The organism is Pseudomonas sp. S3_E10 (genome assembly GCF_054667615.1).
Genome location: NZ_CP162743.1, coordinates 997,349 through 1,022,481, shown reverse-complemented (window position 1 = coordinate 1,022,481; position 25,133 = coordinate 997,349). Strand labels below are relative to the sequence as shown.

Genomic DNA, 25,133 nt, shown 5'->3' with positions numbered 1-25,133 from the left:
GACTTACAGGTCTTTAACGGTACGCACCTGATCCTTGTTGATACGGGTACGCTTGCCGTCCAGTTGTTCGAATTCATAGAAACCCGAATCTTCGTTGTATTTCGGGGTGTCGACGGCCTGGATTTCGCGACCGTCATTCAGGGTGATCACTGTTGGCGAGGCGCAACCGGCGAGGGTAGCGAGGCCCAGTGCAAGCATGAAAGCGGCGATGGTCCGTTGAGTCATGGGTGTTGTCTCCAAGAGAATACTTTTAAGTGCTGACCTTGAGACGTGTAAGACGTCATCAAAGTTCCTTGTGCGAAGGTTCATTCTGACACGTCGGACCTTGGGTGCAACAGCTCAGGCGTATTCAGGTTGGCCAAGCGTGGGTCATCCGCCGCGCATTCCACGCCGATGCCACCCAGTTGCAGGAAGATCTGGCGCGGGCTGCGCTCACCGGCGTGCCAAGCCTGTTCTATCTCGGCGCGCAGGTAGGTCGGGATGATGCAGATCAACGGTTCCCAGAATTCGCCGTGACGCACCATGACCGGCCACAGCGGGTTGCGCTCCAGCGTGTCACGCAGGGCGTTGAGTAAGTCAGCGTCAATAGTCGGCACATCACACGGCAGTACCAGCAGACGCGAGTGGCGTGCCGCCGCCAAACCGGCGCGGATGCCCGCGAGGGGGCCAAGGAAGTCCGGGCTGTCGTCGCTCACCAGTTGATCGGCATAGGGGGCGTAGCGGTCGTGATTGCGGTTGCACGAGATAATCAGGTCGTCTGTCAGCGGGCGCGTCAGGCGCTGCAAGTGGGCGATCAGGGGTTGGCCGCGCCACTTCACCAGGCCCTTATCCTGGCCCCCCATGCGTTGGCCACGGCCACCGGCCAATAGCAGAATCGAACAGGGCAGGCGCGAAGAATCAAGAGACATGGCGGTTCCGCTGCGGCAGGTAAATGGGGGCCTGTGATATAACACCGGGCTGTTCCTTCGACAACCGGACCGTGCCATGAAAGCCAAGGCTGATGCGCCCTTCGTACCCCTGAATATTGCTGTACTGACTGTCAGCGACACCCGCACCCTGGACACCGATACCTCGGGCCAGGTCTTCGTCGACCGCCTGAGCGCCGCCGGCCACCACCTGGCCGAGCGCGTACTGCTCAAGGACGACCTCTACAAAATCCGCGCCCAAGTAGCCCACTGGATCGCCGAAGACGTGGTGCAAGTGGTGCTGATCACCGGCGGCACCGGTTTCACCGGCCGCGACAGCACCCCCGAAGCCGTGAGCTGCCTGCTGGACAAACAGGTCGATGGCTTTGGCGAACTGTTCCGCCAGATCTCCGTGGCCGATATCGGCACCTCCACCGTGCAATCGCGCGCCCTGGCCGGCCTGGCCAACGGTACGCTGGTGTGCTGTCTGCCGGGCTCCACCAATGCGGTGCGCACCGGCTGGGACGGCATCCTTGCCGAGCAACTGGATAACCGCCATCGCCCGTGCAACTTCGTGCCGCATCTGAAACAGGCCGAGCCTTGTGAATCCCGTGGGTAAGCCCGGCAAGACCGGCACTCTGATGCCGGTGGAAACCGCACTGCAGCAGCTGCTGGCGCTGGCCGAAGCCGCGCCGATCCGTGAGTCGCACGCTTTGTCGCTGGCTGAATGCGATGGTCGGGTCTTGGCGCAGGACCTGGTCTCCACCCTCGACCTGCCGCCCTGGCCCAACAGCGCCATGGACGGTTACGCACTGCGCCTGGCCGACTGGACCGGCGAGCCGCTGGTGGTGAGCCAGCGCATTTTCGCCGGCACTGCGCCTGAGCCCTTGGCGCCCGGCACCTGCGCGCGCATCTTCACCGGCGCGCCGGTGCCGGCGGGCGCCGACTGCGTCGAAATGCAGGAAAACGCTGTGCTCCACGCCGACGCGCGCGTGAGCTTTACCGAACCCCTGCATCTTCATCAGAACATTCGTCCCCAGGGCCAGGAAACCACGGTCGGCGAATGCGTGTTGTCGGCCGGTACACGCCTGGGCCCGATCGAACTGGGCCTGGCCGCCTCCCTGGGCCGTGACAGCTTGGCGGTGGTGCGCTGCGTGCGCGTGGCGGTGTTGTCCACGGGCGATGAGCTGATCGAACCCGGTTTGCCGCTGAGCCCGGGCCAGATCTACAACAGCAACCGCCGCGTGCTGTGCAGTTGGTTGGCACGCATGGGCTGCGAAGTGCTCGACGCCGGGATCCTGCCGGATGACCTCGAACAGACCCGTACACGGTTGGCGAGCCTGGGCAGCGTCGACCTGATCCTGTCCACTGGCGGCGTGTCGGTGGGCGAAGCGGATTTCCTCGGTGTCGCCCTGCGCGAAGAGGGCGAGTTGGCGCTGTGGAAGCTGGCGATCAAACCGGGCAAGCCGCTGACCGTCGGCCATTTCCGTGGTGTGCCGGTGATCGGCCTGCCGGGTAATCCGGCCTCGACCCTGGTGACCTTCGCATTGCTGGCGCGGCCTTACATCCTGCGGCGCCAAGGCGTGGCCGACGTGGAACCGTTGCGCTTGGAGGTGCCGGTGGGCTTTGAGTGGCCCAAGCCGGGCAATCGCCGCGAGTATCTGCGCGGGCGTATCGAGCAGGGCCAGGCGATCATCTACCGCAACCAAAGCTCCGGCGTGCTGCGCAGCGCGGCGTGGGCCGAGGGGTTTGTGGAAGTGGTGGAAGGGACGACGCTCAAGGTCGGCGATCGAGTCAATTTCATTCCCCTGAGTGAAGTCCTGAACTGAACACAAATCCAACTGTGGGAGGGGGCTTGCTCCCGATAGCAGGGGCTCAGCCATACATCCGTAGCTGACCCACCGCTATCGGGAGCCAGCCCCCTCCGACATTTTGGACGTGTGCGTGCCTATGGCTATTCAGTAATCGTCGCCGCGCTCCGTCACATCCCGCTCCACCGGCCCCGCATCCGGGTCATACCCTACCGGGAACTTGCCCTTTAACGTCCAGGCAAACGCGATGATCTCGGCAATCGTGCGGTACAGCTCCTCGGGAATGCTGTCGCCCAGTTCCATGCGCGCCAGCAGTTTTACCAGCTCGGCGTTTTCATAGATCGGCACTTCATTTTCCCGCGCCAGCTTGAGGATCGCTTCGGCCAGGGCATCGTCGCCTTTGGCGGTGAGGGTGGGGGCCTGCTGGCCGTCGTATTTGAGGGCAATCGCCTGGCGTGGTGATTCGGTGTTCTTCATGCGGTTTCATCCACCCAGCGTTGCTCCAGTCCGGTCTTCGGCCCGCGTGGCGGGGTACCCAGGTGGCAATCCAGGTCGCCGACGTTGATGCCCGATGTCACCAGGCGCTCGCGCAGGCTGCCCAAATGGCTTTCGATCAAACTCGCCGTGAACGGCCGCGTTGCCCAGAGCTGGCTGGACAGCTTGCCCTGGCTCAGTTGCGCCTGCACCTGCAACGGCCCCAGCGGCTCCATGTCGAAGGCCAGTTCGACGCGCCAGAGCATCTGCTTGGCCTCTTTATTCGCCTTGCGTTCCGGCTGTTCCTTCTCCTGCGCCGGTTCTTCGCGCTGGAATTTGACCTGCAGCGGCACGATGTCCTGCAGGGTGCGCATGGGGATTTCCAACTGCCAGGTGGTCTGCAGGCGGCCATCGGCGGTGGTGCCGGTTTGTTCCAGGCTCGACAGTTGATGGCTTTGCAGGCGGGAAATCGCGCCGGCGGCCAGGCGCAGCAGGTTTTCCAGGTCGCCTTCGCCTTCCAGTTTGGCCATGAGCCGCTCCGGCAGCGGGAAGCCCATCGGTGCCTGCCGGGCGCTGACCTGGCCGAGGGTGTTGAGCGGGCTGCGCACGAAATTCGGCATGACCTGGGCCAGGGTGTTGGCGGCGAGGATGGCGTTCAGGTTGGTGGCGGTGGGCAGGGCGGGCAGCAGATCGGCGACCAGGCGCAGCAGCGCGCCTTTCATATCCAGCGGCGGTACCTGGGGGTTTTGCCCGGCGAGTAACTTGGCTTCCAGAAACGCGCCGCTGTTCTGGATCACCTGGGCCAGCACCTTGGGGTTGCTCACCTGTGCCAGGTCGGGCAGGGCGGCGAGCAAACGATCCGCCGCGGCGCGCAGGTCGGCCGAGGTGCTGTCGCCGCGCGGCAGGTTCTGCAAGGCCGTGAACACTGCATCCAGCGAGCCTTGGCGACTCTGCTGGGTAGCCAGCTGTTGCGCGACGGCCAATTGATCCTTGAGCCCGCTCAGCGGCACAAAGCTCAAGGTTTGCGCGTCCTGCACCACGGCGCTGAGCAGGCTACCCACGCGCAAGGGCTGGGGGCTTTCCACGGTCAGCGTCGCACCCGCCAGGGCGTTGTTGAGCACGGTCACCAGCGAGCGGTAGATCGCCGGCTGCGTGGTGCCCTGGGGCAGCATCTGAGTGGTCAGCACCTTGGCTTGCAACAACGTGCCCATCGGCATCCGGTCGATGTCGATGCGGGTCAGGGCCGCCACATTGGCGCTTAAGGCCTGCTGCAAACTGAGGGTCAGGTTGCCCGCTGGCGTCTGGCTCACGGCCACATTGCTGCCCAGCGGCAACGGTTGGGCACTGCTGGCCTGTACCAGGGTCTGGCGGCCGCCCTCAAGGGTCAATTTGAGCAATAACTGAAAGGCTTCGCCGCCTTGTTTAAGGGCGATGACTTCGGCGTTCGCGGTTTTCCCCGGATCGATCAAACCGATCTGCGGCTCCAGCAGTTTGAGCAAGGCTCCCGGTGCAGGCGCGGGGCTTTGCCCGGCGGCGGGAGGGGGAGCAAGCGTAGGAAGGTTGATCTCGCCGGTCATCGTGCGCATCGTCTCTGGGAAATAGCCCTCTTTAGCGTAGGGCATCGCATGTATAATGCCGCCCGTCTGTAAAGAGAGCGGTAAAAACCTCACAACTATTTGATCCAGCTCTCTAAAATCGGTCGCCAAAGCCGTTATTGTGCATCTCTCTTTAACGGCCGCTGCACCGCCGACTTGAACCGTAAAGGCCCGCGATCTCTTGACCAGCCCTCTTCTTGAAGCCGTAGCGCTCTCCTGTGAACGCGACCTGCGCCTGTTGTTCGAGCACCTCGAACTGCGACTGGCGGGCAGTGACATGGTGCAGGTCAGCGGGCCCAACGGCAGCGGCAAGACCAGTTTGTTACGTTTGCTGGCCGGGTTGATGCAGCCTACGGCCGGTGTTGTACGCCTCAACGGCAAACCGCTCAATGAGCAACGTACTACGCTGGCGCGCAACCTGATCTGGATCGGCCACGCCGCCGGTATCAAAGACGTGCTCACCGCCGAAGAAAACCTCAGTTGGCTCAGCGCCCTGCATCACCCCGCCTCGCGTGACGCCATCTGGCAGGCACTCGCGGCCGTGGGCCTCAAGGGCTTCGAAGACGTTCCCTGTCACACCCTGTCCGCCGGCCAACAGCGCCGCGTGGCCCTGGCCCGCTTGTACCTGCCGGGCCCGCCGCTGTGGATTCTCGACGAACCCTTCACCGCCCTGGATAAACAAGGCGTCGCCCAGCTTGAAGAACACTTGGCGCGCCATTGCGAGCAGGGCGGCACGGTACTGCTCACCACTCATCACACCCTCACCCGTATGCCTGCCGGTTACCGCGATCTGGACCTGGGGCGGTGGTCGGCATGAGCGTATTCGCCTTGTTGGTCGCTCGCGAAGCGCGCCTGCTGTGCCGTCGTCCGGCCGAACTGGCCAACCCGCTGGTGTTCTTCGCCATCGTCATCGCGCTGTTCCCGTTGGCGGTCGGCCCTGAGACTAAACTGTTGCAAACCTTGTCTCCGGGGCTGGTGTGGGTGGCGGCGCTTTTATCGGTCCTGCTCTCGCTGGACGGGCTGTTTCGCAGTGATTTCGAAGACGGTTCCCTGGAGCAGTGGGTCCTTTCGTCGCACCCCTTGCCACTTCTGGTACTGGCCAAGGTACTGGCACACTGGGCTTTTTCCGGTTTGGCGCTAGTCTTGCTTTCGCCGCTGCTGGCCATGATGCTCGGCTTGCCCTTGGAGTGCCTGCCGGTATTGCTGCTGTCGTTGTTGCTCGGTACGCCGGTGCTCAGCCTGTTGGGGGCGGTGGGCGCAGCGTTGACCGTGGGTTTGAAGCGCGGCGGCCTGTTGCTGGCCTTGTTGATTCTGCCTTTGTACATCCCGGTACTGATCCTCGGCAGCGGCGCTTTGCAAGCCGCGCTCATGGGCATGCCGGCGACCGGTTACCTCCTGTGGCTTGGCAGCCTGACCGCCCTGGCGGTAACCCTGACACCCTTTGCCATAGCCGCCGGCCTGAAGATCAGCGTCGGCGAATAATGAGGTCTGGTCAGGCTTTGCACGCCTGGCCAGTAAAGACCCTACGCTTCTTGCAACGACAAGAAGCAACCGTGAGAAACAGCAATGAACTGGACCTGGTTTCACAAGCTCGGCTCGCCCAAATGGTTTTACGGCATCAGCGGCAAGCTGCTGCCATGGTTGAGCGTCGCCGCCGTGTTGCTGATCGGCATCGGCCTGGTCTGGGGCCTGGCCTTTGCGCCGCCGGACTACCAGCAAGGCAATAGCTTTCGCATCATCTATATCCACGTGCCCGCCGCGATGCTGGCCCAGTCCTGCTACGTGATGCTGGCGGTGTGCGGCATCGTCGGCCTGGTGTGGAAGATGAAACTGGCCGACGTGGCCCTGCAATGCGCGGCGCCTATCGGTGCGTGGATGACGGCCGTGGCGCTGGTCACCGGCGCTATCTGGGGCAAACCTACCTGGGGTTCATGGTGGGTGTGGGATGCGCGACTAACGTCCATGTTGATCCTGCTGTTCCTGTACTTCGGTCTGATTGCCCTGGGCAACGCGATCAGCAATCGTGACAGCGCCGCCAAGGCCTGCGCGGTGCTGGCGATTGTTGGCGTGATCAACATCCCGATCATCAAATACTCTGTGGAGTGGTGGAACACCCTGCACCAGGGCGCCACGTTCACCCTCACCGAAAAACCGGCGATGCCCGTGGAGATGTGGGCACCGCTGCTGCTGATGGTGCTGGGGTTCTACTGCTTCTTCGGGGCGGTGCTGCTGATGCGCATGCGCCTCGAAGTGCTCAAGCGTGAAGCCCGCACCAGTTGGGTCAAGGCCCACGTGCAAAGCAGCCTGGGAGTGCGCGGATGAGTTTTGCTTCTTTCAGTGATTTTCTCGCCATGGGCCACCATGGCCTGTATGTCTGGACGGCCTATGGCATCTGCCTGGCGGTGCTGGCCCTCAACGTCGCCGCGCCGATCCTGGCCCGCAAGCGCTACCTGCAACAAGAGGCGCGTCGTCTGCGCCGGGAGACCGAAAAGTGAATCCGCTGCGTAGAAAGCGTCTGTTGATCATCCTCGCCATCATGGCCGGCGTCGGCATTGCCGTGGCCCTGGCCCTGAGCGCCCTGCAGCAGAACATCAATCTGTTCTACACCCCGACCCAGATCGCGAATGGCGAAGCGCCTGTCGATACCCGCATCCGCGCCGGCGGCATGGTCGAGAAGGGCTCGCTCAAGCGCTCCGGCGACTCCCTGGACGTGACCTTCGTGGTCACCGACTTCAATAAGGCCGTGACCATCACCTACCGGGGCATCCTCCCGGACCTGTTCCGCGAAGGCCAGGGCATCGTCGCCCTGGGCAAGCTCAACGCCGACGGCGTGGTGGTGGCCGATGAAGTGCTGGCCAAGCACGATGAAAAATACATGCCGCCGGAGGTCACCAAGGCGCTCAAGGACAGCGGCCAATCCGCGCCAACACCCGCGAAGGAGGGCTGAGTGATGATGCCCGCATTGTTTATTCCCGAATTGGGCCAGTTGGCGATGATCCTCGCGCTGTGCTTCGCCATCGTACAGGCCGTGGTGCCGTTGCTCGGCGCCTGGCGTGGCGACCGCCTGTGGATGAGCCTGGCGCAGCCGGCCGCCTGGGGCCAGTTCGCCTTCCTGCTGTTCGCGTTTGGCTGCCTGACCTACGCTTTCATGACCGACGACTTTTCCGTCGCCTATGTCGCCAATAACTCCAACAGCGCGCTGCCGTGGTACTACAAGTTCAGCGCCGTGTGGGGCGCCCACGAAGGCTCGTTGCTGCTGTGGGCGCTGATCCTCGGCGGCTGGACCTTCGCCGTGTCGGTGTTCTCGCGCCAACTGCCGCAGGTGATGCTGGCGCGGGTACTGGCGGTGATGGGCATGATCAGCATCGGTTTCCTGCTGTTCCTGATCATGACCTCCAACCCCTTCAGCCGCATCCTGCCGCAGATCCCGGCCAACGGGCATGACCTCAACCCCTTGCTGCAAGACATCGGCCTGATCGTGCACCCGCCGATGCTCTACATGGGTTACGTGGGGTTCTCGGTGGCCTTCGCGTTTGCCATCGCCGCCTTGCTCGGTGGGCGCCTGGATGCGGCCTGGGCGCGCTGGTCGCGGCCATGGACCATCGTCGCCTGGGCCTTCCTCGGCATCGGTATCACCCTGGGCTCGTGGTGGGCCTACTACGAACTCGGCTGGGGCGGTTGGTGGTTCTGGGACCCGGTGGAAAACGCCTCGTTCATGCCCTGGCTGGTGGGCACGGCGCTGATTCACTCGCTGGCCGTCACCGAAAAACGCGGCGTGTTCAAAAGCTGGACCGTGTTGCTCGCCATCGCGGCGTTTTCCCTCAGCCTGCTCGGCACCTTCCTCGTGCGTTCGGGCGTGTTGACCTCGGTCCATGCGTTTGCCTCCGACCCCGCGCGCGGCGTGTTTATCCTGATATTCCTGCTGTTTGTGGTGGGCGGTTCGCTGACCCTGTTCGCACTGCGCGCGCCGGTGGTCAAGAGTCAGGTGGGCTTCAACCTGTGGTCGCGGGAAACCCTGTTGCTGGGCAATAACCTGGTGCTGGTGGTGGCCGCGTCGATGATTTTGCTTGGCACCTTGTACCCGCTGGTGCTGGATGCCTTGAGCGGCGCCAAGTTGTCCGTCGGCCCGCCGTATTTCAACGCGTTGTTTATTCCGTTGATGGGCCTGTTGATGGTGGTGATGGCGGTGGGCGTGCTGGTGCGCTGGAAAGACACCCCGGTGAAATGGCTGGCCGGCATGCTGATGCCGGTGCTGTTGGGCAGTGTTGCCCTGGCGGTGATCGCCGGCGTGGCCTATGGCGATTTCAACTGGGCGGTACTGGCCACGTTCCTGCTGGCGGCCTGGGTGTTGCTGGCCGGCGTGCGTGATATCGCCGACAAGACCCGCCACAAAGGCCTGATCAAAGGGCTGCCGACGCTGACCCGCAGTTACTGGGGCATGCAAATCGCCCACCTCGGCATCGCCGTATGCGCCCTGGGCGTGGTGCTCTCCAGCCAGAACAGTGCCGAGCGCGACCTGCGCCTGGCGCCGGGCGAGTCCATGGACCTGGCCGGCTATCAGTTCATCTTCGAAGGCGCCAAGCACTTCGAGGGGCCTAACTTCACGTCAGACAAAGGCACCGTGCGCGTAGTACGCAACGGTAAGGAAATCGCCGTGCTGCACCCGGAAAAACGCCTGTACACCGTGCAGAGTTCGATGATGACCGAGGCGGGTATCGACGCCGGTTTCACCCGTGACCTGTATGTGGCATTGGGCGAGCCGCTGGGCGAGGGTGCCTGGGCGGTGCGCGTACATGTAAAACCGTTTGTGCGCTGGATCTGGTTCGGCGGCTTGCTTACCGGGTTTGGTGGGTTGCTCGCGGCGCTGGACCGGCGTTATCGGGTCAAGGTCAAGAGCCGGGTGCGTGACGCCCTCGGCATGGGAGCGGCGGTATGAAGCGTTGGTTGATGGTGTTGCCGCTGGCGGCGTTTCTGGTGGTGGCGGTGTTCCTCTATCGCGGCTTGTACCTGGACCCGGCCGAGTTGCCGTCGGCAATGATCGGCAAGCCGTTCCCCGAGTTTTCGCTGCCCAACGTGCAGGGCGACAAAACCCTGACCCGTGCTGACCTCTTGGGCAAACCGGCGCTGGTCAACGTGTGGGGCACCTGGTGCATCTCCTGCCGCGTCGAGCACCCCGTGCTGAACAAACTGGCCGACAAAGGCGTGGTGATCTACGGCATCAACTACAAGGACGACAACGCGGCGGCCCTGAAATGGCTGGCGGAGTTCCACAACCCGTACCAGTTGGATATCCGCGATGAAGACGGCAACCTCGGTTTGAACCTGGGCGTGTACGGCGCGCCGGAAACCTTCTTTATTGATGCCAAGGGCGTGATCCGCGACAAATACGTGGGCGTGATCGACGAAGTGGTGTGGCGCGAGCAACTGGCCGCCAAGTACCAGGCGCTGGTCGATGAGGCCAAGCCATGAAGCGTCTGTTAGCCGCTGCTGTCCTGGCCCTGGGGCTGGTCGGTGTGGCCCACGCCGCCATCGACACCTATGAATTCGCCAACGACGCCGAGCGTGAGCGCTTTCGCGACCTGACCAAGGAACTGCGCTGCCCCAAGTGCCAGAACCAGGACATTGCCGACTCCAACGCCCCCATCGCCGCCGACCTGCGCAAAGAGATCTTCCGCATGCTGGGGGAGGGCAAGAACAACCAGCAGATCATCGACTTCATGGTCGACCGCTACGGTGATTTCGTGCGTTACAAACCGGCGCTTACCGGCAAGACCGCGCTGCTCTGGTTTGGCCCCGCCGGGCTGCTGCTGGCCGGTGTGGTGGTGATGGCCGTGATCGTCCGCCGCCGCCGCGCCGCGCCTGCCGATGGCAGTGACGCGCTGTCCCCTGAAGAACGCAAACGTCTCGACCAATTGCTGGACACCAAGACTGATGATTGATTTCTGGCTCGCAGCCGGCTTGCTGCTTCTGATTGCCCTGAGTTTCCTGTTGATCCCTGTGTTGCGCGGCCGTCGTGCCCAGCGTGAAGAGGATCGTACCGCGCTGAACGTGGCGCTGTATCAAGAGCGCGTCGCCGAATTACAAATGCAGCAGGACGAAGGCGTATTGAACGCCGCGCAACTCGACACCGGCCGCGCCGAAGCCGCCCGCGAATTGCTCGCCGATACCGAAGGCGTGGAAAAAACCCGCGAATCGCGCCTGGGCAAACCGCTGCCGCTGCTCGCCGCCGTGCTGGTGCCCGTGTTGGGCCTGGGGCTCTACCTGCACTTCGGCGCCAGCGACAAGGTCGAACTGACTCGCGAATTCTCCCAGCCGCCGGTGTCCCTGCAAGACATGACCCAGCGCCTGGAGCGCGCCGCCGCCGCCCAGCCGGACTCGGCCGAAGGCCTGTACTTCCTCGGCCGCGCGTATATGGCCCAGGACCGTGCCGCCGATGCCGCCAAGGTCTTCGAACGCACCGTGGCCCTGGCCGGTCGCCAGCCGGAACTGCTCGGCCAATGGGCCCAGGCGCAGTACTTTGCCGACAACAAACAGTGGTCGCCCAACGTGCAGGCGCTGACCGATGAAGCGTTGAAGCTTGACCCGAACGAAGTCACCAGCTTGGGTCTACTGGGCATTGCCGCCTTTGAAGGCCAGCGTTATCAGGACGCGATTGATTACTGGGGCCGCCTGCTGGCGCAGTTACCCGCGCAGGATAATTCCCGCGCTGCGCTGCAAGGCGGCATCGACCGGGCGACGGAAAAACTCAAAGAGAGCGGCGGCACCGTCGCACAAAAGGCGCGGCTTAAAGTGCGCGTGGACCTGGCCGCCAACGTGAAGGCCAACGCCCTGCCGACCGACAGCGTATTCATCTTCGCCCGCGCCGTCAGCGGCCCGCCGGCGCCGTTGGCGGCTAAACGCGTCACCGTTGCCGAGTTGCCCATCACCGTCGAACTGGGCGATGCCGACGCAATGATGCCGCAGTTGAAACTGTCCAACTTCCCTGAAGTCCAACTGGTTGCGCGCATCTCCCGGGCCGGTCAGCCGACCAAGGGCGAGTGGATCGGCCGCAGCCAACCCCTGGCCAGCAGCACCACTGCGCAGCAGCAACTGACCATCGACAGTCCGGACCAGTAATTCGAGGAAACACCATGACCGCATTCGCACGCATTACCCTGCTCAGCCTCGTATTAGGCCTGAGTGCCTGTGCGGTCCACCGGCCACCTCCGAGCCCCACCGGCCCCACCATCCCGCCGTCGGGCCCGTCCAGCCAGCCGAGCAAACAACCTTCCGGCCCAGTCACTCCGGCGCCAAAACCGCTACCGACCAAATCGCCGACATTCGCCCCACCGCCCGGCGCCGCCAGCCATTGGGACGGCAAGATGCAGGTCTACGTGCTCGACGACCAGCCGGACACCTTCTACCGCCAGCGCACCTATTACCGCTGGAGCAACGGCTGGAGCCGCTCCATCAGCCCGAACGGCCCGTGGGAAGACACCGACGTGCAGGGCGTACCGCCGGGGTTGAGCAAGCAGTACGCGCAATGACAAAAGGCGACCTCCACGAGGTCGCCTTTTTAATATCTGTGAAATGCATCCTTCCAAACACCGGGGTCAAAATGCGGCATTGCTCAGGCCTGTTTCGGTGCCGAGACCGGGGCGGACGCCGAAGATGACGTCGGCTGGGGGTTGCGGGGTGTCATCCGAGGCGGATGGTGGGGGACTCGAAGTAACTTTTTCATGGCGAAGCTCCTATGAATGAGCACCTCCATTTCGCTACCACACGATGTAAGGAGGCGACTGTACACGGGGTGGTAGACCGGTCATAGAAACCCGGCAGGCCGAAGCCTCCCATGCACAGCCGCCACAAAGCAGCCCGCGCAAAAAAACGCCCTTGAGCGTTTTGGGGATCTATGAAGGAACCGGGCTACCACACCGATATCGGGAGCAAGTGGCACCGCCCCTCCGTCAGGGAACATCCAAGCTCCATCGTTACGGCGCAAGCACCCCTTTGCGTATACGCAGAACGTGATGCACGGCATGTCGCACTCCGGTAATGTGGCCGCCGCGGGCCTGGCTTCCGAGCGCGTGCTGGGTGAACTTTCCCGTGCCGACTACCCAGCGCCGTGGTCCAAGAAGTCTGAAAACAAGCAAAGAGAGTGTGGTGATGTCAGGCAGGTTGATCTATCTCATCGGGCCTTCGGGTTCGGGCAAGGACAGCCTGCTGGACGCGGCACGCCCACGGTTGGCCGAGCGTGGCTGCCGCATTGCGCGCCGGGTGATCACGCGTTCGCCGGAGGCGGTAGGCGAAGCCGCCCAGGGCGTGAGCCCGACGCAGTTTGCGGTGATGGAGGCCGAGGGCGCATTTGCCCTCAGCTGGCAGGCCAACGGCCTGTGCTACGGCATTCCCAAGGCGATTGACGAATGGCTGGCGGCGGGGGAGGACGTGTTGGTCAATGGCTCCCGCGCGCACCTGGCGCAAACCCGCGAGCGTTACCCGACGTTGCTGGTGCTGTTGCTGACGGTGGATCAAACCGTATTGCGCCAGCGCTTGCTCGCACGCGGGCGTGAGTCGCTGGCGGATATCGAGGAACGCCTGGCGCGCAACACACGGTTCACCGAGGAACTGATCGCCGCCAATGGCGCGGGGTTGTGCGTGCTGGATAACTCCGGCCCGCTGGAGCACACGGTCGAGCGTTTGCTCTGCTGCCTGGGCTAGGGGCGTAGCCTGACGGAGCTTGGATCAACTGTCGGACGTGATGAAGTCTCAGCCAACAGTTGGTCCGCTCCTGATGCGAGCTCGGTGGGAGTTGCGATCAGGCCACTGCCGTAACCGTCTGCCGTGACGCACTGAAGAACCGCCACAACGCCACCAGCGGCAACGCACTGCCCACCACCACTACCCCCAGCCAGCCGCCGTGTTCATACACACTGCTGGCAATCGCCGAACCGAAGGCGCCGCCGATGAAGATGCTGGTCATGTACAGCGCGTTCAGGCGGCTGCGGCTGTGGGCGTCAAGGGCGTAGACGGCGCGTTGGCCGATGACCATGTTCATCTGCACGCAGAAGTCCAGCACCACGCCGGTCACCGCCAGGCCGATCACACTGAACAGCGGGTGTATGAAGGCCGGCAGGAAGCTCAGCGCCGCAAACAGCATGGCCAGCAGCGAAGCACGGTGAGTGTGGCCGGCATCGGCCAGGCGCCCGGCGATGGGCGCAGCGACAGCGCCCAGGGCACCGACCAGGGCAAACAGGGCGATCTCGCTTTGGCTCAGGCCATGATTGCGCGCCAGTTCCAGCGGGGCTGCGGTCCAGAACAGGCTGAAGGCGGCAAACATGCAGCCTTGGTAAAACGCGCGCTGGCGCAATACCGGCTGGCGACGCAACAGGGTGCCCAGCGAGCCCAGCAACTGGCCGTAGCTGGCGCTGTGGTCGGGTTGGCGCTTGGGAATGGTCAGCATCAGCACCACGCTGATGAACGCCATCAACGCTGCGGCGGCCATGAACATTGCACGCCAACCGAAGTGATCCGCCACCACGCTGGACACCGGGCGTGCCAGCAGGATACCGAGCAGCAGGCCGCCCATGATGCTACCGACCACCCGGCCACGGGATTCGGCGGGTGCCAGGTGCGCGGCCAGCGGGATCAGGATCTGTACCGACACCGAACTGAAGCCGATCAGTAATGACACCAGCAAAAACAGGTTCGGCTGCTCGGTAAATGCAGCGCCCAACAGGCTGGCAATCGCCACGACGGTAGTGAGGATCATCAGCTTGCGGTTTTCCAGCAGGTCGCCCAACGGCACCAGGAAGAACAAGCCCAACGCATAGCCGATCTGCGTCAGCGACACGATCAGGCTGGCCATTGCCGGCGTGAGGCCGATGTCCGGGGCAATCAATTCGATGATCGGCTGCGCGTAGTAAATGTTGGCGACAATCGCGCCGCAGCAAAACGCAAACAGCATCACCATGCCTCGGGTCATGGTGGTTGTAGCGTGGGAAGTTGCGTTCATGGTGTTCTCATAAAAGCGAAGGAAGATGGCGAGCGAGAGTAAAGACAAGGCTCCATGCTGAGTAGGCCGTTTGTGGTGATATCACTTATGCAGGGCGATGATACATTCAGAAACAACTACACAAAAACCAAATGTGGGAGGGGGCTTGCTCCCGATAGCGGAGTATCAGTCAACGCAGTATTGACTGATCCACCGCTATCGGGAGCAAGCCCCCTCCCACAGGTTTACCGCGTTTTGTCAGTTATTGACCGGAGTAAATCTGGTCAAACACCCCGCCGTCATTGAAGTGGGTCTTCTGCACGGTGCGCCAGTCACCAAAGGTCTTCTCCACCGACAGGAAGTCGACTTTGGGGAAACGGTCGGTGTACTTGGCCAGCACCTTCGGGTCACGTGGGCGCAGGTAGTTGTTGGCGGCGATTTCCTGGCCCTGTGGCGACCACAGGTACTTCAGGTAGTCTTCGGCGGCGGCGCGGGTGCCTTTCTTATCGACCACTTTGTCGACCACCGACACCGGTGGCTCGGCTTCGGCGGAGACGCTTGGGTAGATCACTTCGAACTGATCACGGCCGAACTCCCGGGCGATCATTTCGGCCTCGTTCTCGAACGTCACCAGTACGTCGCCGATCTGGTTGGTCATGAACGTGGTGGTGGCGGCGCGGCCGCCGGTGTCGAGCACAGGCGCCTGCTTGAACAGTTTGCCCACGAAGGCCTTGGCCTTTTCTTCATCGCCGCCGTTCTTGAGCACATAGCCCCAGGCCGACAGGTAGGTGTAGCGGCCGTTACCCGAAGTCTTCGGGTTGGGCACGATCACCTGCACGCCATCCTTGAGCAGGTCCGGCCAGTCTTTCAGGGCTTTTGGGTTGCCCTTGCGCACGATAAACACAGTGGCCGAGGTGAACGGCGCGCTGTTGTCCGGCAGGCGCGTGACCCAGTTGTCCGGCACCTGTTTGCCGTTATCGGCCAGGGCGTTGATGTCGGTGGCCATGTTCATGGTGATCACGTCAGCCGGCAGGCCGTCGATCACTGAGCGCGCTTGTTTGCTGGAGCCGCCGAAGGACATCTGCACCGTCAGCTTGTCGCCCGAGTGCTCGGCTTCCCAGTGCTTTTGGAAGGCGGCGTTGTAGTCCTTGTAGAAATCGCGCATCACGTCGTAGGAGACGTTGAGCAGGGTGGTCGCTGCCTGGGCGGAGCCCGCCAGGGCCAGGCCGGCGGCCAATAGAGAGGCGCTGAGGATTTTTTTCACTGCTCATTCCTTGTTGTTCGAGAGAAGGGTAAGGCCATTTGCCAGCGACTATAGCCGGGGCGCCATAGTCGCTTAAAGATTAAAAAGAACTTTGCTTATTCCACTTTCTTAAACAGATTGCTGCCGCAGCGTGAACAGAATGCCGCGCTGGGCTCATGGCTGTTTTTTTTGCACACCGGGCAATCGGTTTGCAACTGCTCGCCGCGCATGGCACTGGCCAGTTCGGCGGTAAAAATCCCGGTGGGTACCGCGATGATCGAGTAACCGGTGATCATCACCAGCGACGAAATCACCTGGCCCAGCGGGGTTTTGGGCACGATATCGCCAAAGCCCACGGTGGTCAGGGTGACGATGGCCCAGTAGATGCCCTTGGGGATGCTGGTAAACCCGTGTTGCGGGCCTTCGATTACATACATCAAGGTGCCGAACACCGTGACCAGGGTGCACACGCTGACCAGGAACACCACGATCTTCTGCTTGCTGCCGCGCAGCGCCGCCATCAGGTAATTGGCCTGCTTGAGGTACGGGCTGAGCTTGAGCACGCGGAAGATACGCAGCATGCGGATGATGCGGATGATCAGCAGGTATTGAGCGTCGCTGTAATACAGGGCGAGGATGCCGGGCACGATGGCCAGCAAATCCACCAGCCCGTAAAAGCTGAAGGCATAGCGCAACGGCTTGGGCGAGCAATACAGGCGCAGCCCGTACTCGATCAGGAAAATCACGGTGAAGCCCCACTCGATATACGCCAGCACATCCGCGTAGTTCTGGTGGATCTGGTCGATGCTGTCGAGCATCACGATCACAAGGCTGGCCAGGATGATCAGCAGCAGGATGCCGTCAAAGCGCCGCCCAGCCGGCGTATCGCTCTGAAAAACCATGACGTAGAGGCGCTGGCGCCAGTCGTTGTTGCTGTCCATAAGTCCCGCCCGAATCGAATATCGAGCAAGCCTAGGGCGATTCGAAGGGGCTGTCCATGCGCGGTTGCGCAAGCACTCGGCGGCCGGCGCGCACCAGCCAGCAGGCGAGGATAAACGGCGCGGTGAGCGCCGGCACGGGCAGGCTGGCAAAGCCCGGCGTAAGCAGAATCGCCAGCAGGATGCCGAGCAGTGGCAACCAGGGTTGGCGGCGTGCCGGGCTCAAGGCCAGGGCCGCGAGGGCCGGGTTGTAGCTGTGCAGGCCCAACAGGGTAGCGGTGTTATCGCCCAGCAGCAGGCCGGCCGACACGCCGCTGATCGCACCGGCCAGCGCCCACGCGGCGGCGCGCCGGTCGGCCAGCCACAGGCCGATGGCAATCAAGGCGCCGGCCAGGGGCTGGTCCAGCAGCATGACTTGCGCCAGGCCGGTGAGAGGCGCAGCGAGCAGGGTCAAGACCTCGGGTTCGCTGAAGGCGACCGGGGGTGGCGGGATGCTGCCCAACAGCAGCCACCCCAGCAGGACAAACGGCGCGGTGTAGGCGGGCAGGTTCTCGGGATGTGGCGCGCGTTTTAGCCACTGTCGTGTGAGGATCGCACTCAGGCCGCCGCACGCCAGGATCAACGGCGGCACCAAGGCTGACCAGGTAAAGTGCTGGCTGATCAATACGCCCAGCAATACGCCGTTGTAGCTATATAGACCCGCCTGGCGTTCAGCCTTGGGATAGCCCCGGCGCTGAGCGGTGAGCAGCCCCGCCAGCCCACCCAGCAGCGCACCGCCAAGCACGGCCGGGGCGCCGATCAGGATCGCCAGCAGGCACAGCAGGCCACACAGCGGGTGGCGCTGCAGGAAAATCTGGCTGAAACCGTTGAGCAGGGCTTCGGCCCAGTCGGGGCAGGTTGGGTTGTGCATGATGGGTTGTCAGTGAGACCGAGTTGCCCTCATCGGGAGCAAGCCCCCTCCCACACTTGATTGGGTTCACATTCATAGGTGTGAAAACAGTCCAGTGTGGGAGGGGGCTTGCTCCCGATAAGGCCCTTACCGGCGCTAAATCAGCGTCTCGATACGCAGCGAGTTGGTCGACCCCAACTGCCCGAACGGCACCCCGGCGGTAATCACCAACGTATCCCCGCGCTGCGCCATGCCCTGGGCCTGGGCGATTTCCAGCGCGGTGGAACACACTTCATCCACCTGGCGCAGCCGGTCATTGACCACCGAATGCACGCCCCACGCCACGCTCAAGCGGCGTGCCGTGGACAGGTTCGGCGTAAGGTTGAGGATCGGCGCCACCGGCCGCTCTCGCGCCGCGCGCAGGCTGGAGTTGCCCGACTCGCTGTAGTTCACCAGCACGGCTACCGGCAGGATGCTGCTGATGCGGCGGATCGCACAACTGATCGCGTCCGAGACTGTCGCATCGGCTTTTGGGCGGCTGACGTCCAGTTGAGCCTGGTAATCCGGCCCACGCTCCACTTGGCGAATGATCTTGCTCATCATCTGCACGGCTTCCAGCGGGTACTCGCCCGATGCGGTTTCCGCCGAGAGCATCACCGCGTCCGCGCCTTCGGCCACCGCGTTGGCCACATCGGTGACTTCGGCGCGGGTGGGCGCGGGTGAAAAGCGCATGGATTCGAGCATCTGCGTGGCCACCACCACCGGCTTACCCAGTTGGCGGCAGGTGCGGATGATGTCTTTCTGGATCTGCGGCACGCTCTCGGCCGGCACTTCCACGCCCAGGTCGCCTCTGGCCACCATGATCGCGTCGCTCAGTTCGGCGATTTCCCGCAGGCGCTGCACGGCCGAAGGTTTCTCGATCTTGGCCATCAGAAACGCCTTGTCACCGATCAACTCGCGGGCTTCGCGAATGTCTTCCGGGCGTTGCACGAACGACAGCGCTACCCAGTCCACACCCAGCTCCAGGCCGAAGCTCAGGTCACGTCGGTCCTTGGCGGTCAGTGGGCTCAGTTCCAACAACGCTTGTGGGACGTTCACGCCTTTGCGATCAGACAGTTCGCCGCCATTGAGCACCGTGGTGTCGATGGCATCGGCATGCTTGGTCATCACCCGCAGGCGCAACTTGCCATCGTCGAGCAGCAGGTCCATGCCCGGCTCCAGGGCCGCGATGATCTGCGGATGGGGCAGGTTGACCCGGCGCTGGTCGCCGGGGGTTTCATCCAGGTCCAGGCGCAACGCCTGGCCGCGCACCAGTTGCACCTTGCCCTTGGCGAAACGCCCGACCCGCAGTTTGGGCCCTTGCAGGTCCATGAGAATGCCCAGCGGGTAATTGAGCTGGCGCTCCACCTGGCGGATCCACTGATAACGCCGGGCATGGTCGGCGTGGTCGCCGTGGCTGAAGTTGAGGCGAAAGATATTCACCCCGGCTTCCACCAGTTCGCGGATGGCGTCGACCCCGTCGGTGGCCGGGCCCAGGGTGGCCAGGATTTTGACCTTCTTGTCAGGCGTCATGGTTGGCAGTCTCAAGGATCAGGATGGCGCGAAAATCGTTGACGTTGGTGCGGGTCGGCTCGGTGATGATCAAGCCGTCGAGCGCGGCGAAATAGCCGTAGCCGTTGTTGTTGTCCAGCTCATCAGCGGCGCTCAGGCCCAAGGCCTCGGCGCGCGAATAACTGCACGGGGTCATGATTGCGCCGGCGTTGTCTTCCGAGCCGTCGATGCCGTCGGTATCGCCGGCCAGGGCATACACGCCGGGCAAGCCCTTGAGGCTGTCGGTGAGGCTCAGCAGGAATTCGGCGTTGCGCCCGCCACGGCCGTTGCCGCGCACGGTCACCGTGGTTTCACCGCCGGAAAGGATCACGCACGGCGCCGCCAACGGCTGGCCGTGCTGCACGATTTGCCGGGCGATCCCGGCGTGCACTTTGGCCACGTCCCGCGCTTCGCCTTCCAGGTCGCCGAGGATCAGCGGGCTGAAGCCGGCCTGACGCACTTTGACCGCCACCGCTTCCAGGGATTGCTGAGGGCGGGCGATCAATTGGAAGTGGCTGCGGGCGAGCACCGGGTCACCGGGCTTGACGGTTTCCGAGGCCGGATTCTGCAACCAACTGCGCACTGACGCCGGAGCCTCAATGCCGTAGCGCGTGAGAATCGCCAGCGCCTGTTGCGAGGTGCTTGGGTCGCCGACGGTAGGGCCGGAGGCGATCACCGTGGCCTGGTCGCCCGGCACATCGGAGATCGCGTAGGTGTACACCGTCGCCGGCCACGCCGCTTTGGCCAACCGGCCGCCTTTGATCGCCGAGAGGTGCTTGCGCACGCAATTCATCTCGCCGATGGTGGCACCGGATTTGAGCAGGGCTTTGTTGAGGGTTTGTTTGTCGGCCAGGGTGATGCCTTCGGCGGGCAGCGCCAGCAGCGCCGAGCCGCCACCGGAGAGCAGGAAAATCACGCGGTCGTCTTCGCCAAGGTTACTGATCAACGCCAACACGCGGGTGGCCACGGCCAGGCCGGCGGCATCGGGAACCGGGTGCGCGGCTTCCACCACTTCAATTTTTTTGCACGGCGCGCCGTGGCCGTAGCGGGTCACCACCAGGCCCGAGACCTCGCCCTGCCAGCAGTTTTCCACGACGAGCGCCATGGCTGCCGCGGCTTTGCCGGCGCCGATCACGATGACGCGACCGCTGCGGTCGGCGGGCAGAAAGGGTTCAAGCACTTGCCGGGGGTGGGCAGCGTCGATGGCTGTGGCAAACAGCTCGCGAAGCAGGTGTTGCGGATCGGCCGACATAAGCGGGCTCCCGGGGGATTTTTGTTATTGGAGGTGCATCAAGTTTTGGATTGAAATGCGATCAACCTGTGGGAGGGGGCTTGCCCCCTCCCACAGGTTGATCGCATTTCACATCAGGAGTTATTCATCGCGAATCGAAAAATTCGCCATATGCTCCAGGCCCTTGATCAGCGCCGAGTGGTCCCAGTTACCGCCGCCAATTGCCGCGCAGGTGCTGAACACCTGCTGGGTGCCGGCGGTGTTCGGCAGGTTGATTCCCAACTCCTTGGCACCGGCCAGGGCCAGGTTCAGATCCTTCTGGTGCAGGTTGATGCGAAAGCCCGGATCGAACGTGCCTTTGATCATGCGTTCGCCATGCACTTCCAGGATCTTCGACGAGGCAAAGCCACCCATCAGCGCTTCACGCACCTTGGCCGGGTCGGCGCCGTTCTTGGCGGCGAACAGCAGCGCTTCGGCCACCGCCTGGATGTTCAGCGCGACGATGATCTGGTTGGCGACCTTGGCGGTCTGGCCGTCGCCATTGCCGCCGACCAGGGTGATGTTCTTGCCCATGCTCTGCAATAACGCGAGGGCGCGTTCGAAGGTCCGCGGCTCGCCACCGACCATAATGCTCAAGGTGCCGGCCTTGGCGCCGACTTCACCGCCGGACACCGGCGCATCGAGGTACTGCGCGCCGTGCTGGTTGATCTTCTCGGCGAAGGCCTTGGTGGCGGTGGGGGAGATCGAACTCATGTCGATCACCACCTTGTTTGGCGACAGGCCGGCAGCGACGCCATCGGCGCGGAAGAGCACGTCCTCCACCTGCGGAGTGTCGGGCACCATGACGATGATGAACTCGGCTTCCTGCGCGACATGTTGCGGGGTGGCGAGGGCCACGGCGCCGGCGTCGATCAGCGCTTGCGGAGCCTTGCCGTGATGTTCGGACAGAAACAGTTGGTGACCTGCTTTTTGCAGGTTCGCGGCCATGGGTTCGCCCATGATGCCGGTGCCGATAAAGCCGATTTTAGCCATGATGAAATCCTCTTGTAATGACACCGCAGGTCCCCTGTGGGAGGGGGCATGCTCCCGATAGCGGTGTACCAGCCGACACACCTGTTGAATCAGAGACCCCTCGGGGGCAAGCCCCCTGCCACATTGGGCTTTGTGTTGTGTTTGTTAGATGGCGTTATGGGTTTTGAGCCAACCCAGTCCCGCTTCGGTGGTGGTCAACGGCTTGTACTCGCAGCCGACCCAGCCGGTGTAGCCAATGCGGTCCAAATGCTCGAACAGGAAGCGGTAGTTGATCTCCCCGGTCCCCGGCTCGTTGCGGCCGGGGTTGTCGGCCAGTTGGACGTGATTGATCTCACCCAGGTGCGCGGACAGGGTGCGGGCCAGGTCACCTTCCATGATTTGCATGTGATAGAGGTCGTATTGCAGGAACAGGTTGTCACTGCCCACCTGCTCGCGAATCGACAGGGCCTGCGCCGTGTTATTCAGGTAAAAGCCTGGAATGTCGCGGGTGTTGATCGCCTCCATCACCAGCTTGATACCCGCCGCTTGCAGTTTGTCGGCGGCGTATTTGAGGTTGGCGACGAAGGTCTTTTGCAGCATTTGATCATCCACCCCCTCTGGCCGAATGCCCGCCAGGCAGTTGATCTGGGTGTTACCCAAAACCTGGGCGTAGGCGATGGCCAGCTTGACCCCGGCGCGGAACTCCTCGACCCGGTCCGGATGGCACGCCAGGCCGCGCTCGCCTTTGGCCCAGTCCCCGGCCGGCAGGTTGAACAGCACCTGGGTCAGGCCATTGGCATCGAGTTGCGCCTTGATCTCGGCGGAGCTGAACTCATACGGGAACAGGTATTCCACACCCTCGAACCCGGCCTCGGCGGCCGCTTTGAAGCGGGCGAGGAAGTCCTGCTCGGTAAACAGCATGGACAGGTTGGCGGCAAAACGTGGCATAGGGTTCTCCTTAATCGAGCAGGGATATGGCAGTGGGCGCATCGTTGCCGACCAGTGCCAGGTCTTCAAATTCGTTGACGGCGTTGATTTCGGTGCCCATCGAAATATTGGTCACGCGCTCCAGGATGATCTCCACGATCACCGGCACCTTGAACTCTTCGATCATCGCCTGGGCTTTGCGTAACGCCGGCTGGATCTGGCCCGGTTCGAACACGCGCAGGGCCTTGCAACCCAGACCTTCGGCGACGGCGACGTGGTCGACGCCATAACCGTTGAGTTCCGGCGCGTTGAGGTTGTCGAAAGACAGCTGCACGCAGTAGTCCATTTCAAACCCGCGCTGGGCCTGGCGGATCAGCCCCAGGTAGGAGTTGTTCACCACCACGTGGATGTACGGCAGCTTGAACTGTGCGCCCACGGCCAGTTCTTCGATCATGAACTGGAAATCGTAGTCGCCGGACAACGCCACTACCTTGCGGCTCGGGTCGGCCTTGACCACGCCGAGCGCGGCGGGGATGGTCCAGCCCAAGGGACCTGCCTGGCCGCAGTTGATCCAGTGGCGCGGCTTGTAGACATGCAGGAATTGCGCGCCGGCAATCTGCGACAAGCCGATGGTGCTGACGTAGCAGGTGTCTTTTCCGAACACCTGGTTCATCTCTTCGTACACGCGTTGCGGTTTGACGGGGACGTTGTCGAAGTGGGTCTTGCGGTGCAGGGTGGCCTTGCGCTGTTGGCACTCATGCAGCCAGGCGCTGCGGTCCTTGAGCTTGCCGGCGGCTTTCCACTCGCGGGCGACTTCGATAAACATCGTCAGCGCGGAACCGGCGTCGGAAACGATGCCCAGGTCCGGGGTGAATACCCGGCCGATCTGCGTCGGTTCGATGTCGACGTGAATGAATTTACGCCCCTCGGTGTAGACCTCCACCGAACCCGTGTGGCGGTTGGCCCAGCGGTTACCGATACCCAGCACCATGTCCGACTTGAGCATCGTCGCGTTGCCATACCGGTGGGAGGTCTGGAGGCCGACCATGCCTACCATTAACGGGTGGTCGTCAGGGAGGGTGCCCCAGCCCATCAGGGTCGGAATCACCGGGATACCGGTGAGTTCGGCAAATTCAACCAGCAACTCGCTGGCGTTGGCATTGATCACGCCGCCGCCGCTGACCAGCAGCGGGCGCTCGGCGGTGTCGAGCAGGGCCAGGGCTTTTTCCACCTGGACGCGGGTGGCCAGCGGTTTGGCCAATGGCAGCGGTTGGTAGGCGTCGATGTCGAATTCGATCTCGGCCATCTGCACGTCGAACGGCAGGTCGATCAGCACCGGGCCCGGACGGCCGGAGCGCATCTCATAGAAGGCTTTCTGGAACGCGTAGGGCACTTGGCCAGGTTCGAGGACGGTGGTCGCCCACTTGGTCACCGGCTTGACGATGCTGGTGATGTCCACGGCCTGGAAGTCTTCCTTATGCAGGCGGGCACGCGGCGCCTGGCCGGTGATGCACAGGATCGGGATCGAGTCGGCCGAGGCGCTGTACAGGCCGGTGACCATGTCGGTGCCCGCCGGGCCCGAGGTGCCGATGCACACGCCGATATTGCCGGCCTTGGTGCGGGTGTAACCCTCGGCCATGTGCGAGGCGCCTTCAACGTGGCGAGCAAGGACGTGATCGATGCCACCCACCTTCTGCAAGGCTGAGTACAGGGGGTTGATCGCGGCGCCAGGGATACCGAAGGCGGTGTCCACGCCTTCGCGGCGCATGACAAGGACGGCGGCTTCGATTGCTCTCATTTTGCTCATGTTTTGGTGCCTCTTGCGTTTTGTAATTGTATACAAGTGGTGTTGGGTCGAAGTGTATTCACGACAAGCGACGCAGGTCAATTCATTTTATTGATGGGTGTTTACGCGTGGTGGAAGGCGTTTTTTCGACAGATGGAAGGCGTTGGAGAAAATATTGTATACAAAAATATAAATCATTGTGTTCTATTTGTTGTGCCGAGCATCTGATCAAACAGACCTCCACCCGTATTCTCAATAACAAAAGAAGGACGGCACCATGAGCGCTTTAACCTTGAAACTCGCCAGCCAATTGGCCAGCGATGCCCTCAACGCCGGGCGCACCATCGCGGCCGCGCCGCTGACCATCGCCGTGCTCGACAGCGGCGGCCACTTGATCACGCTGCAACGCGAAGACGGCGCCAGCCTGCTGCGCCCGCACATTGCCATCGGCAAGGCCTGGGGCGCGATTGCCCTGGGCAAGGGCTCGCGCTTGCTGGCGCTGGACGCACAGCAACGCCCGGCGTTTATCGCTGCGCTGAACAGCCTGGGGCAGGGCAGCGTCGTGCCGGCGCCGGGTGGCGTGCTGATTCGCGATCACGGCGGTGTGGTGCTGGGGGCTATCGGGATCAGCGGGGATACGTCGGATATTGACGAGCAGTGTGCGATTACGGCGATTGAGGGGGTGGGGTTGCGGGCGGATGCGGGGGTGTCAGCTTGAGTATTGAGTGACTGTCAGGACCTCATCGGGAGCAAGCCCCCTCCC

At 63.0% G+C, this 25,133-nt stretch carries 27 protein-coding genes; 14 read left to right on the top strand and 13 right to left on the bottom strand.

The features are described from left to right. Positions 1-3: 3 nt before the first annotated feature. The gene (locus AB4N98_RS04400; RefSeq protein ID WP_065877956.1) at positions 4-225 is read right to left on the bottom strand and encodes a YgdI/YgdR family lipoprotein; all 222 of its coding nucleotides are present in this window, start codon (positions 223-225) and stop codon (positions 4-6) included. Positions 226-305: 80 nt separating this feature from the next. Continuing rightward, a complete protein-coding gene (gene mobA, locus AB4N98_RS04395) occupies positions 306-908 on the bottom strand; it encodes a molybdenum cofactor guanylyltransferase MobA (RefSeq protein ID WP_017529346.1) in 603 nt (200 codons plus the stop codon). A 76-nt stretch (positions 909-984) separates the two neighbouring features. On the opposite strand from mobA, the gene moaB reads away from it, so the two are divergent. Further along, the gene (moaB, locus tag AB4N98_RS04390; RefSeq protein WP_017529345.1) at positions 985-1,524 is read left to right on the top strand and encodes a molybdenum cofactor biosynthesis protein B; all 540 of its coding nucleotides are present in this window, start codon (positions 985-987) and stop codon (positions 1,522-1,524) included. Further along, entirely contained in the window at positions 1,508-2,734 is a 1,227-nt protein-coding gene (locus AB4N98_RS04385) for a molybdopterin molybdotransferase MoeA (protein ID WP_065877958.1), read from the top strand. Before moaB ends, AB4N98_RS04385 begins: the two co-directional genes overlap by 17 nt. A gap of 129 nt (positions 2,735-2,863) precedes the next feature. Here the strand turns inward: AB4N98_RS04385 and AB4N98_RS04380 are convergent, their stop codons facing one another. Then, positions 2,864-3,193 (bottom strand): EscU/YscU/HrcU family type III secretion system export apparatus switch protein, encoded by a 330-nt coding sequence (locus AB4N98_RS04380; protein WP_017529343.1) that lies wholly within the window; start codon positions 3,191-3,193, stop codon positions 2,864-2,866. Further along, on the bottom strand, positions 3,190-4,767 hold the full coding sequence (gene fliK / locus AB4N98_RS04375) for a flagellar hook-length control protein FliK (protein ID WP_026067378.1): 1,578 nt from the start codon (positions 4,765-4,767) through the stop codon (positions 3,190-3,192). Before fliK ends, AB4N98_RS04380 begins: the two co-directional genes overlap by 4 nt. Positions 4,768-4,966: 199 nt before the next feature. Between fliK and ccmA the strand changes: the two genes are divergently transcribed. The 11 genes from ccmA (at position 4,967) to phnN (ending at position 13,482) form a co-directional block, all read left to right on the top strand. Then, complete coding sequence (gene ccmA / locus AB4N98_RS04370; protein WP_017529341.1) at positions 4,967-5,602, top strand: cytochrome c biogenesis heme-transporting ATPase CcmA; 636 nt, start codon at positions 4,967-4,969, stop codon at positions 5,600-5,602. Continuing rightward, positions 5,599-6,267, top strand: a complete 669-nt coding sequence (gene ccmB, locus AB4N98_RS04365; RefSeq protein WP_460149269.1) for a heme exporter protein CcmB — start codon at positions 5,599-5,601, stop codon at positions 6,265-6,267. The genes ccmA and ccmB overlap by 4 nt, the downstream gene beginning before the upstream one ends. Positions 6,268-6,351: 84 nt before the next feature. Further along, positions 6,352-7,107, top strand: coding sequence for a heme ABC transporter permease (locus AB4N98_RS04360; RefSeq protein WP_065877960.1), 756 nt, complete (start codon positions 6,352-6,354; stop codon positions 7,105-7,107). Further along, positions 7,104-7,280, top strand: coding sequence for a heme exporter protein CcmD (gene ccmD, locus AB4N98_RS04355; RefSeq protein ID WP_003172771.1), 177 nt, complete (start codon positions 7,104-7,106; stop codon positions 7,278-7,280). Before AB4N98_RS04360 ends, ccmD begins: the two co-directional genes overlap by 4 nt. Then, positions 7,277-7,732: a cytochrome c maturation protein CcmE gene (ccmE, locus tag AB4N98_RS04350; RefSeq protein ID WP_017529338.1), complete on the top strand. Its 456-nt coding sequence runs from the start codon at positions 7,277-7,279 to the stop codon at positions 7,730-7,732. Before ccmD ends, ccmE begins: the two co-directional genes overlap by 4 nt. Positions 7,733-7,735: 3 nt before the next feature. After that, positions 7,736-9,721, top strand: coding sequence for a heme lyase CcmF/NrfE family subunit (locus tag AB4N98_RS04345; RefSeq protein WP_017529337.1), 1,986 nt, complete (start codon positions 7,736-7,738; stop codon positions 9,719-9,721). After that, a complete protein-coding gene (locus AB4N98_RS04340; RefSeq protein ID WP_017529336.1) occupies positions 9,718-10,254 on the top strand; it encodes a DsbE family thiol:disulfide interchange protein in 537 nt (178 codons plus the stop codon). The genes AB4N98_RS04345 and AB4N98_RS04340 overlap by 4 nt, the downstream gene beginning before the upstream one ends. After that, positions 10,251-10,724, top strand: coding sequence for a cytochrome c-type biogenesis protein (locus AB4N98_RS04335; RefSeq protein WP_017529335.1), 474 nt, complete (start codon positions 10,251-10,253; stop codon positions 10,722-10,724). The genes AB4N98_RS04340 and AB4N98_RS04335 overlap by 4 nt, the downstream gene beginning before the upstream one ends. Next, entirely contained in the window at positions 10,717-11,901 is a 1,185-nt protein-coding gene (gene ccmI, locus AB4N98_RS04330; RefSeq protein WP_135196757.1) for a c-type cytochrome biogenesis protein CcmI, read from the top strand. The genes AB4N98_RS04335 and ccmI overlap by 8 nt, the downstream gene beginning before the upstream one ends. 14 nt (positions 11,902-11,915) lie before the next feature. Next, positions 11,916-12,311: a hypothetical protein gene (locus AB4N98_RS04325; RefSeq protein ID WP_017529333.1), complete on the top strand. Its 396-nt coding sequence runs from the start codon at positions 11,916-11,918 to the stop codon at positions 12,309-12,311. A gap of 619 nt (positions 12,312-12,930) precedes the next feature. Then, complete coding sequence (gene phnN, locus AB4N98_RS04320) at positions 12,931-13,482, top strand: phosphonate metabolism protein/1,5-bisphosphokinase (PRPP-forming) PhnN (protein ID WP_460149268.1); 552 nt, start codon at positions 12,931-12,933, stop codon at positions 13,480-13,482. 97 nt (positions 13,483-13,579) lie between these two features. Here phnN and AB4N98_RS04315 read toward each other — a convergent pair whose 3' ends face one another. The 9 genes from AB4N98_RS04315 to gcl form a co-directional block, all read right to left on the bottom strand. Then, a complete protein-coding gene (locus AB4N98_RS04315) occupies positions 13,580-14,776 on the bottom strand; it encodes an MFS transporter (protein WP_223497331.1) in 1,197 nt (398 codons plus the stop codon). A gap of 241 nt (positions 14,777-15,017) precedes the next feature. Further along, complete coding sequence (locus AB4N98_RS04310; protein ID WP_065877971.1) at positions 15,018-16,019, bottom strand: sulfate ABC transporter substrate-binding protein; 1,002 nt, start codon at positions 16,017-16,019, stop codon at positions 15,018-15,020. A 95-nt stretch (positions 16,020-16,114) separates the two neighbouring features. After that, positions 16,115-16,939, bottom strand: a complete 825-nt coding sequence (locus AB4N98_RS04305; RefSeq protein WP_017529329.1) for an ion transporter — start codon at positions 16,937-16,939, stop codon at positions 16,115-16,117. A 31-nt stretch (positions 16,940-16,970) separates the two neighbouring features. After that, positions 16,971-17,846: an urea transporter gene (locus AB4N98_RS04300; RefSeq protein WP_065877973.1), complete on the bottom strand. Its 876-nt coding sequence runs from the start codon at positions 17,844-17,846 to the stop codon at positions 16,971-16,973. Positions 17,847-17,981: 135 nt separating this feature from the next. Continuing rightward, positions 17,982-19,397 carry a pyruvate kinase gene (gene pyk, locus AB4N98_RS04295; protein ID WP_017529327.1) on the bottom strand — a complete coding sequence of 472 codons (1,416 nt, stop codon included), beginning with the start codon at positions 19,395-19,397 and terminating at the stop codon, positions 17,982-17,984. Next, complete coding sequence (locus AB4N98_RS04290; RefSeq protein ID WP_460149266.1) at positions 19,387-20,667, bottom strand: glycerate kinase type-2 family protein; 1,281 nt, start codon at positions 20,665-20,667, stop codon at positions 19,387-19,389. Before AB4N98_RS04290 ends, pyk begins: the two co-directional genes overlap by 11 nt. A gap of 120 nt (positions 20,668-20,787) precedes the next feature. After that, a complete protein-coding gene (locus AB4N98_RS04285) occupies positions 20,788-21,759 on the bottom strand; it encodes a 2-hydroxy-3-oxopropionate reductase (RefSeq protein WP_324256280.1) in 972 nt (323 codons plus the stop codon). Between the two features lie 63 nt (positions 21,760-21,822). Beyond that, positions 21,823-22,605: a hydroxypyruvate isomerase gene (gene hyi / locus AB4N98_RS04280; RefSeq protein WP_068935758.1), complete on the bottom strand. Its 783-nt coding sequence runs from the start codon at positions 22,603-22,605 to the stop codon at positions 21,823-21,825. A 10-nt stretch (positions 22,606-22,615) separates the two neighbouring features. Further along, positions 22,616-24,391: a glyoxylate carboligase gene (gene gcl, locus AB4N98_RS04275; protein WP_017529323.1), complete on the bottom strand. Its 1,776-nt coding sequence runs from the start codon at positions 24,389-24,391 to the stop codon at positions 22,616-22,618. A 256-nt stretch (positions 24,392-24,647) separates the two neighbouring features. Between gcl and AB4N98_RS04270 the strand changes: the two genes are divergently transcribed. Then, complete coding sequence (locus AB4N98_RS04270; protein ID WP_065877977.1) at positions 24,648-25,088, top strand: GlcG/HbpS family heme-binding protein; 441 nt, start codon at positions 24,648-24,650, stop codon at positions 25,086-25,088. The last annotated feature ends 45 nt before the right edge of the window (positions 25,089-25,133 follow it).

Coding starts and splice junctions, on each gene's coding strand:
- ccmD (WP_003172771.1), top strand. CDS start 7,104: ATGAGTTTTGCTTCTTTCAGTGATTTTCTCGCCATGGGCCACCATGGC.
- AB4N98_RS04325 (WP_017529333.1), top strand. CDS start 11,916: ATGACCGCATTCGCACGCATTACCCTGCTCAGCCTCGTATTAGGCCTG.
- AB4N98_RS04300 (WP_065877973.1), bottom strand. CDS start 17,846: ATGCACAACCCAACCTGCCCCGACTGGGCCGAAGCCCTGCTCAACGGT.
- AB4N98_RS04290 (WP_460149266.1), bottom strand. CDS start 20,667: ATGTCGGCCGATCCGCAACACCTGCTTCGCGAGCTGTTTGCCACAGCC.
- AB4N98_RS04270 (WP_065877977.1), top strand. CDS start 24,648: ATGAGCGCTTTAACCTTGAAACTCGCCAGCCAATTGGCCAGCGATGCC.
- hyi (WP_068935758.1), bottom strand. CDS start 22,605: ATGCCACGTTTTGCCGCCAACCTGTCCATGCTGTTTACCGAGCAGGAC.
- AB4N98_RS04380 (WP_017529343.1), bottom strand. CDS start 3,193: ATGAAGAACACCGAATCACCACGCCAGGCGATTGCCCTCAAATACGAC.
- AB4N98_RS04315 (WP_223497331.1), bottom strand. CDS start 14,776: ATGAACGCAACTTCCCACGCTACAACCACCATGACCCGAGGCATGGTG.
- AB4N98_RS04335 (WP_017529335.1), top strand. CDS start 10,251: ATGAAGCGTCTGTTAGCCGCTGCTGTCCTGGCCCTGGGGCTGGTCGGT.
- mobA (WP_017529346.1), bottom strand. CDS start 908: ATGTCTCTTGATTCTTCGCGCCTGCCCTGTTCGATTCTGCTATTGGCC.
- pyk (WP_017529327.1), bottom strand. CDS start 19,397: ATGACGCCTGACAAGAAGGTCAAAATCCTGGCCACCCTGGGCCCGGCC.
- AB4N98_RS04345 (WP_017529337.1), top strand. CDS start 7,736: ATGATGCCCGCATTGTTTATTCCCGAATTGGGCCAGTTGGCGATGATC.
- gcl (WP_017529323.1), bottom strand. CDS start 24,391: ATGAGCAAAATGAGAGCAATCGAAGCCGCCGTCCTTGTCATGCGCCGC.
- AB4N98_RS04400 (WP_065877956.1), bottom strand. CDS start 225: ATGACTCAACGGACCATCGCCGCTTTCATGCTTGCACTGGGCCTCGCT.
- ccmI (WP_135196757.1), top strand. CDS start 10,717: ATGATTGATTTCTGGCTCGCAGCCGGCTTGCTGCTTCTGATTGCCCTG.
- AB4N98_RS04340 (WP_017529336.1), top strand. CDS start 9,718: ATGAAGCGTTGGTTGATGGTGTTGCCGCTGGCGGCGTTTCTGGTGGTG.
- AB4N98_RS04360 (WP_065877960.1), top strand. CDS start 6,352: ATGAACTGGACCTGGTTTCACAAGCTCGGCTCGCCCAAATGGTTTTAC.
- ccmB (WP_460149269.1), top strand. CDS start 5,599: ATGAGCGTATTCGCCTTGTTGGTCGCTCGCGAAGCGCGCCTGCTGTGC.
- phnN (WP_460149268.1), top strand. CDS start 12,931: ATGTCAGGCAGGTTGATCTATCTCATCGGGCCTTCGGGTTCGGGCAAG.
- fliK (WP_026067378.1), bottom strand. CDS start 4,767: ATGACCGGCGAGATCAACCTTCCTACGCTTGCTCCCCCTCCCGCCGCC.
- AB4N98_RS04305 (WP_017529329.1), bottom strand. CDS start 16,939: ATGGACAGCAACAACGACTGGCGCCAGCGCCTCTACGTCATGGTTTTT.
- moaB (WP_017529345.1), top strand. CDS start 985: ATGAAAGCCAAGGCTGATGCGCCCTTCGTACCCCTGAATATTGCTGTA.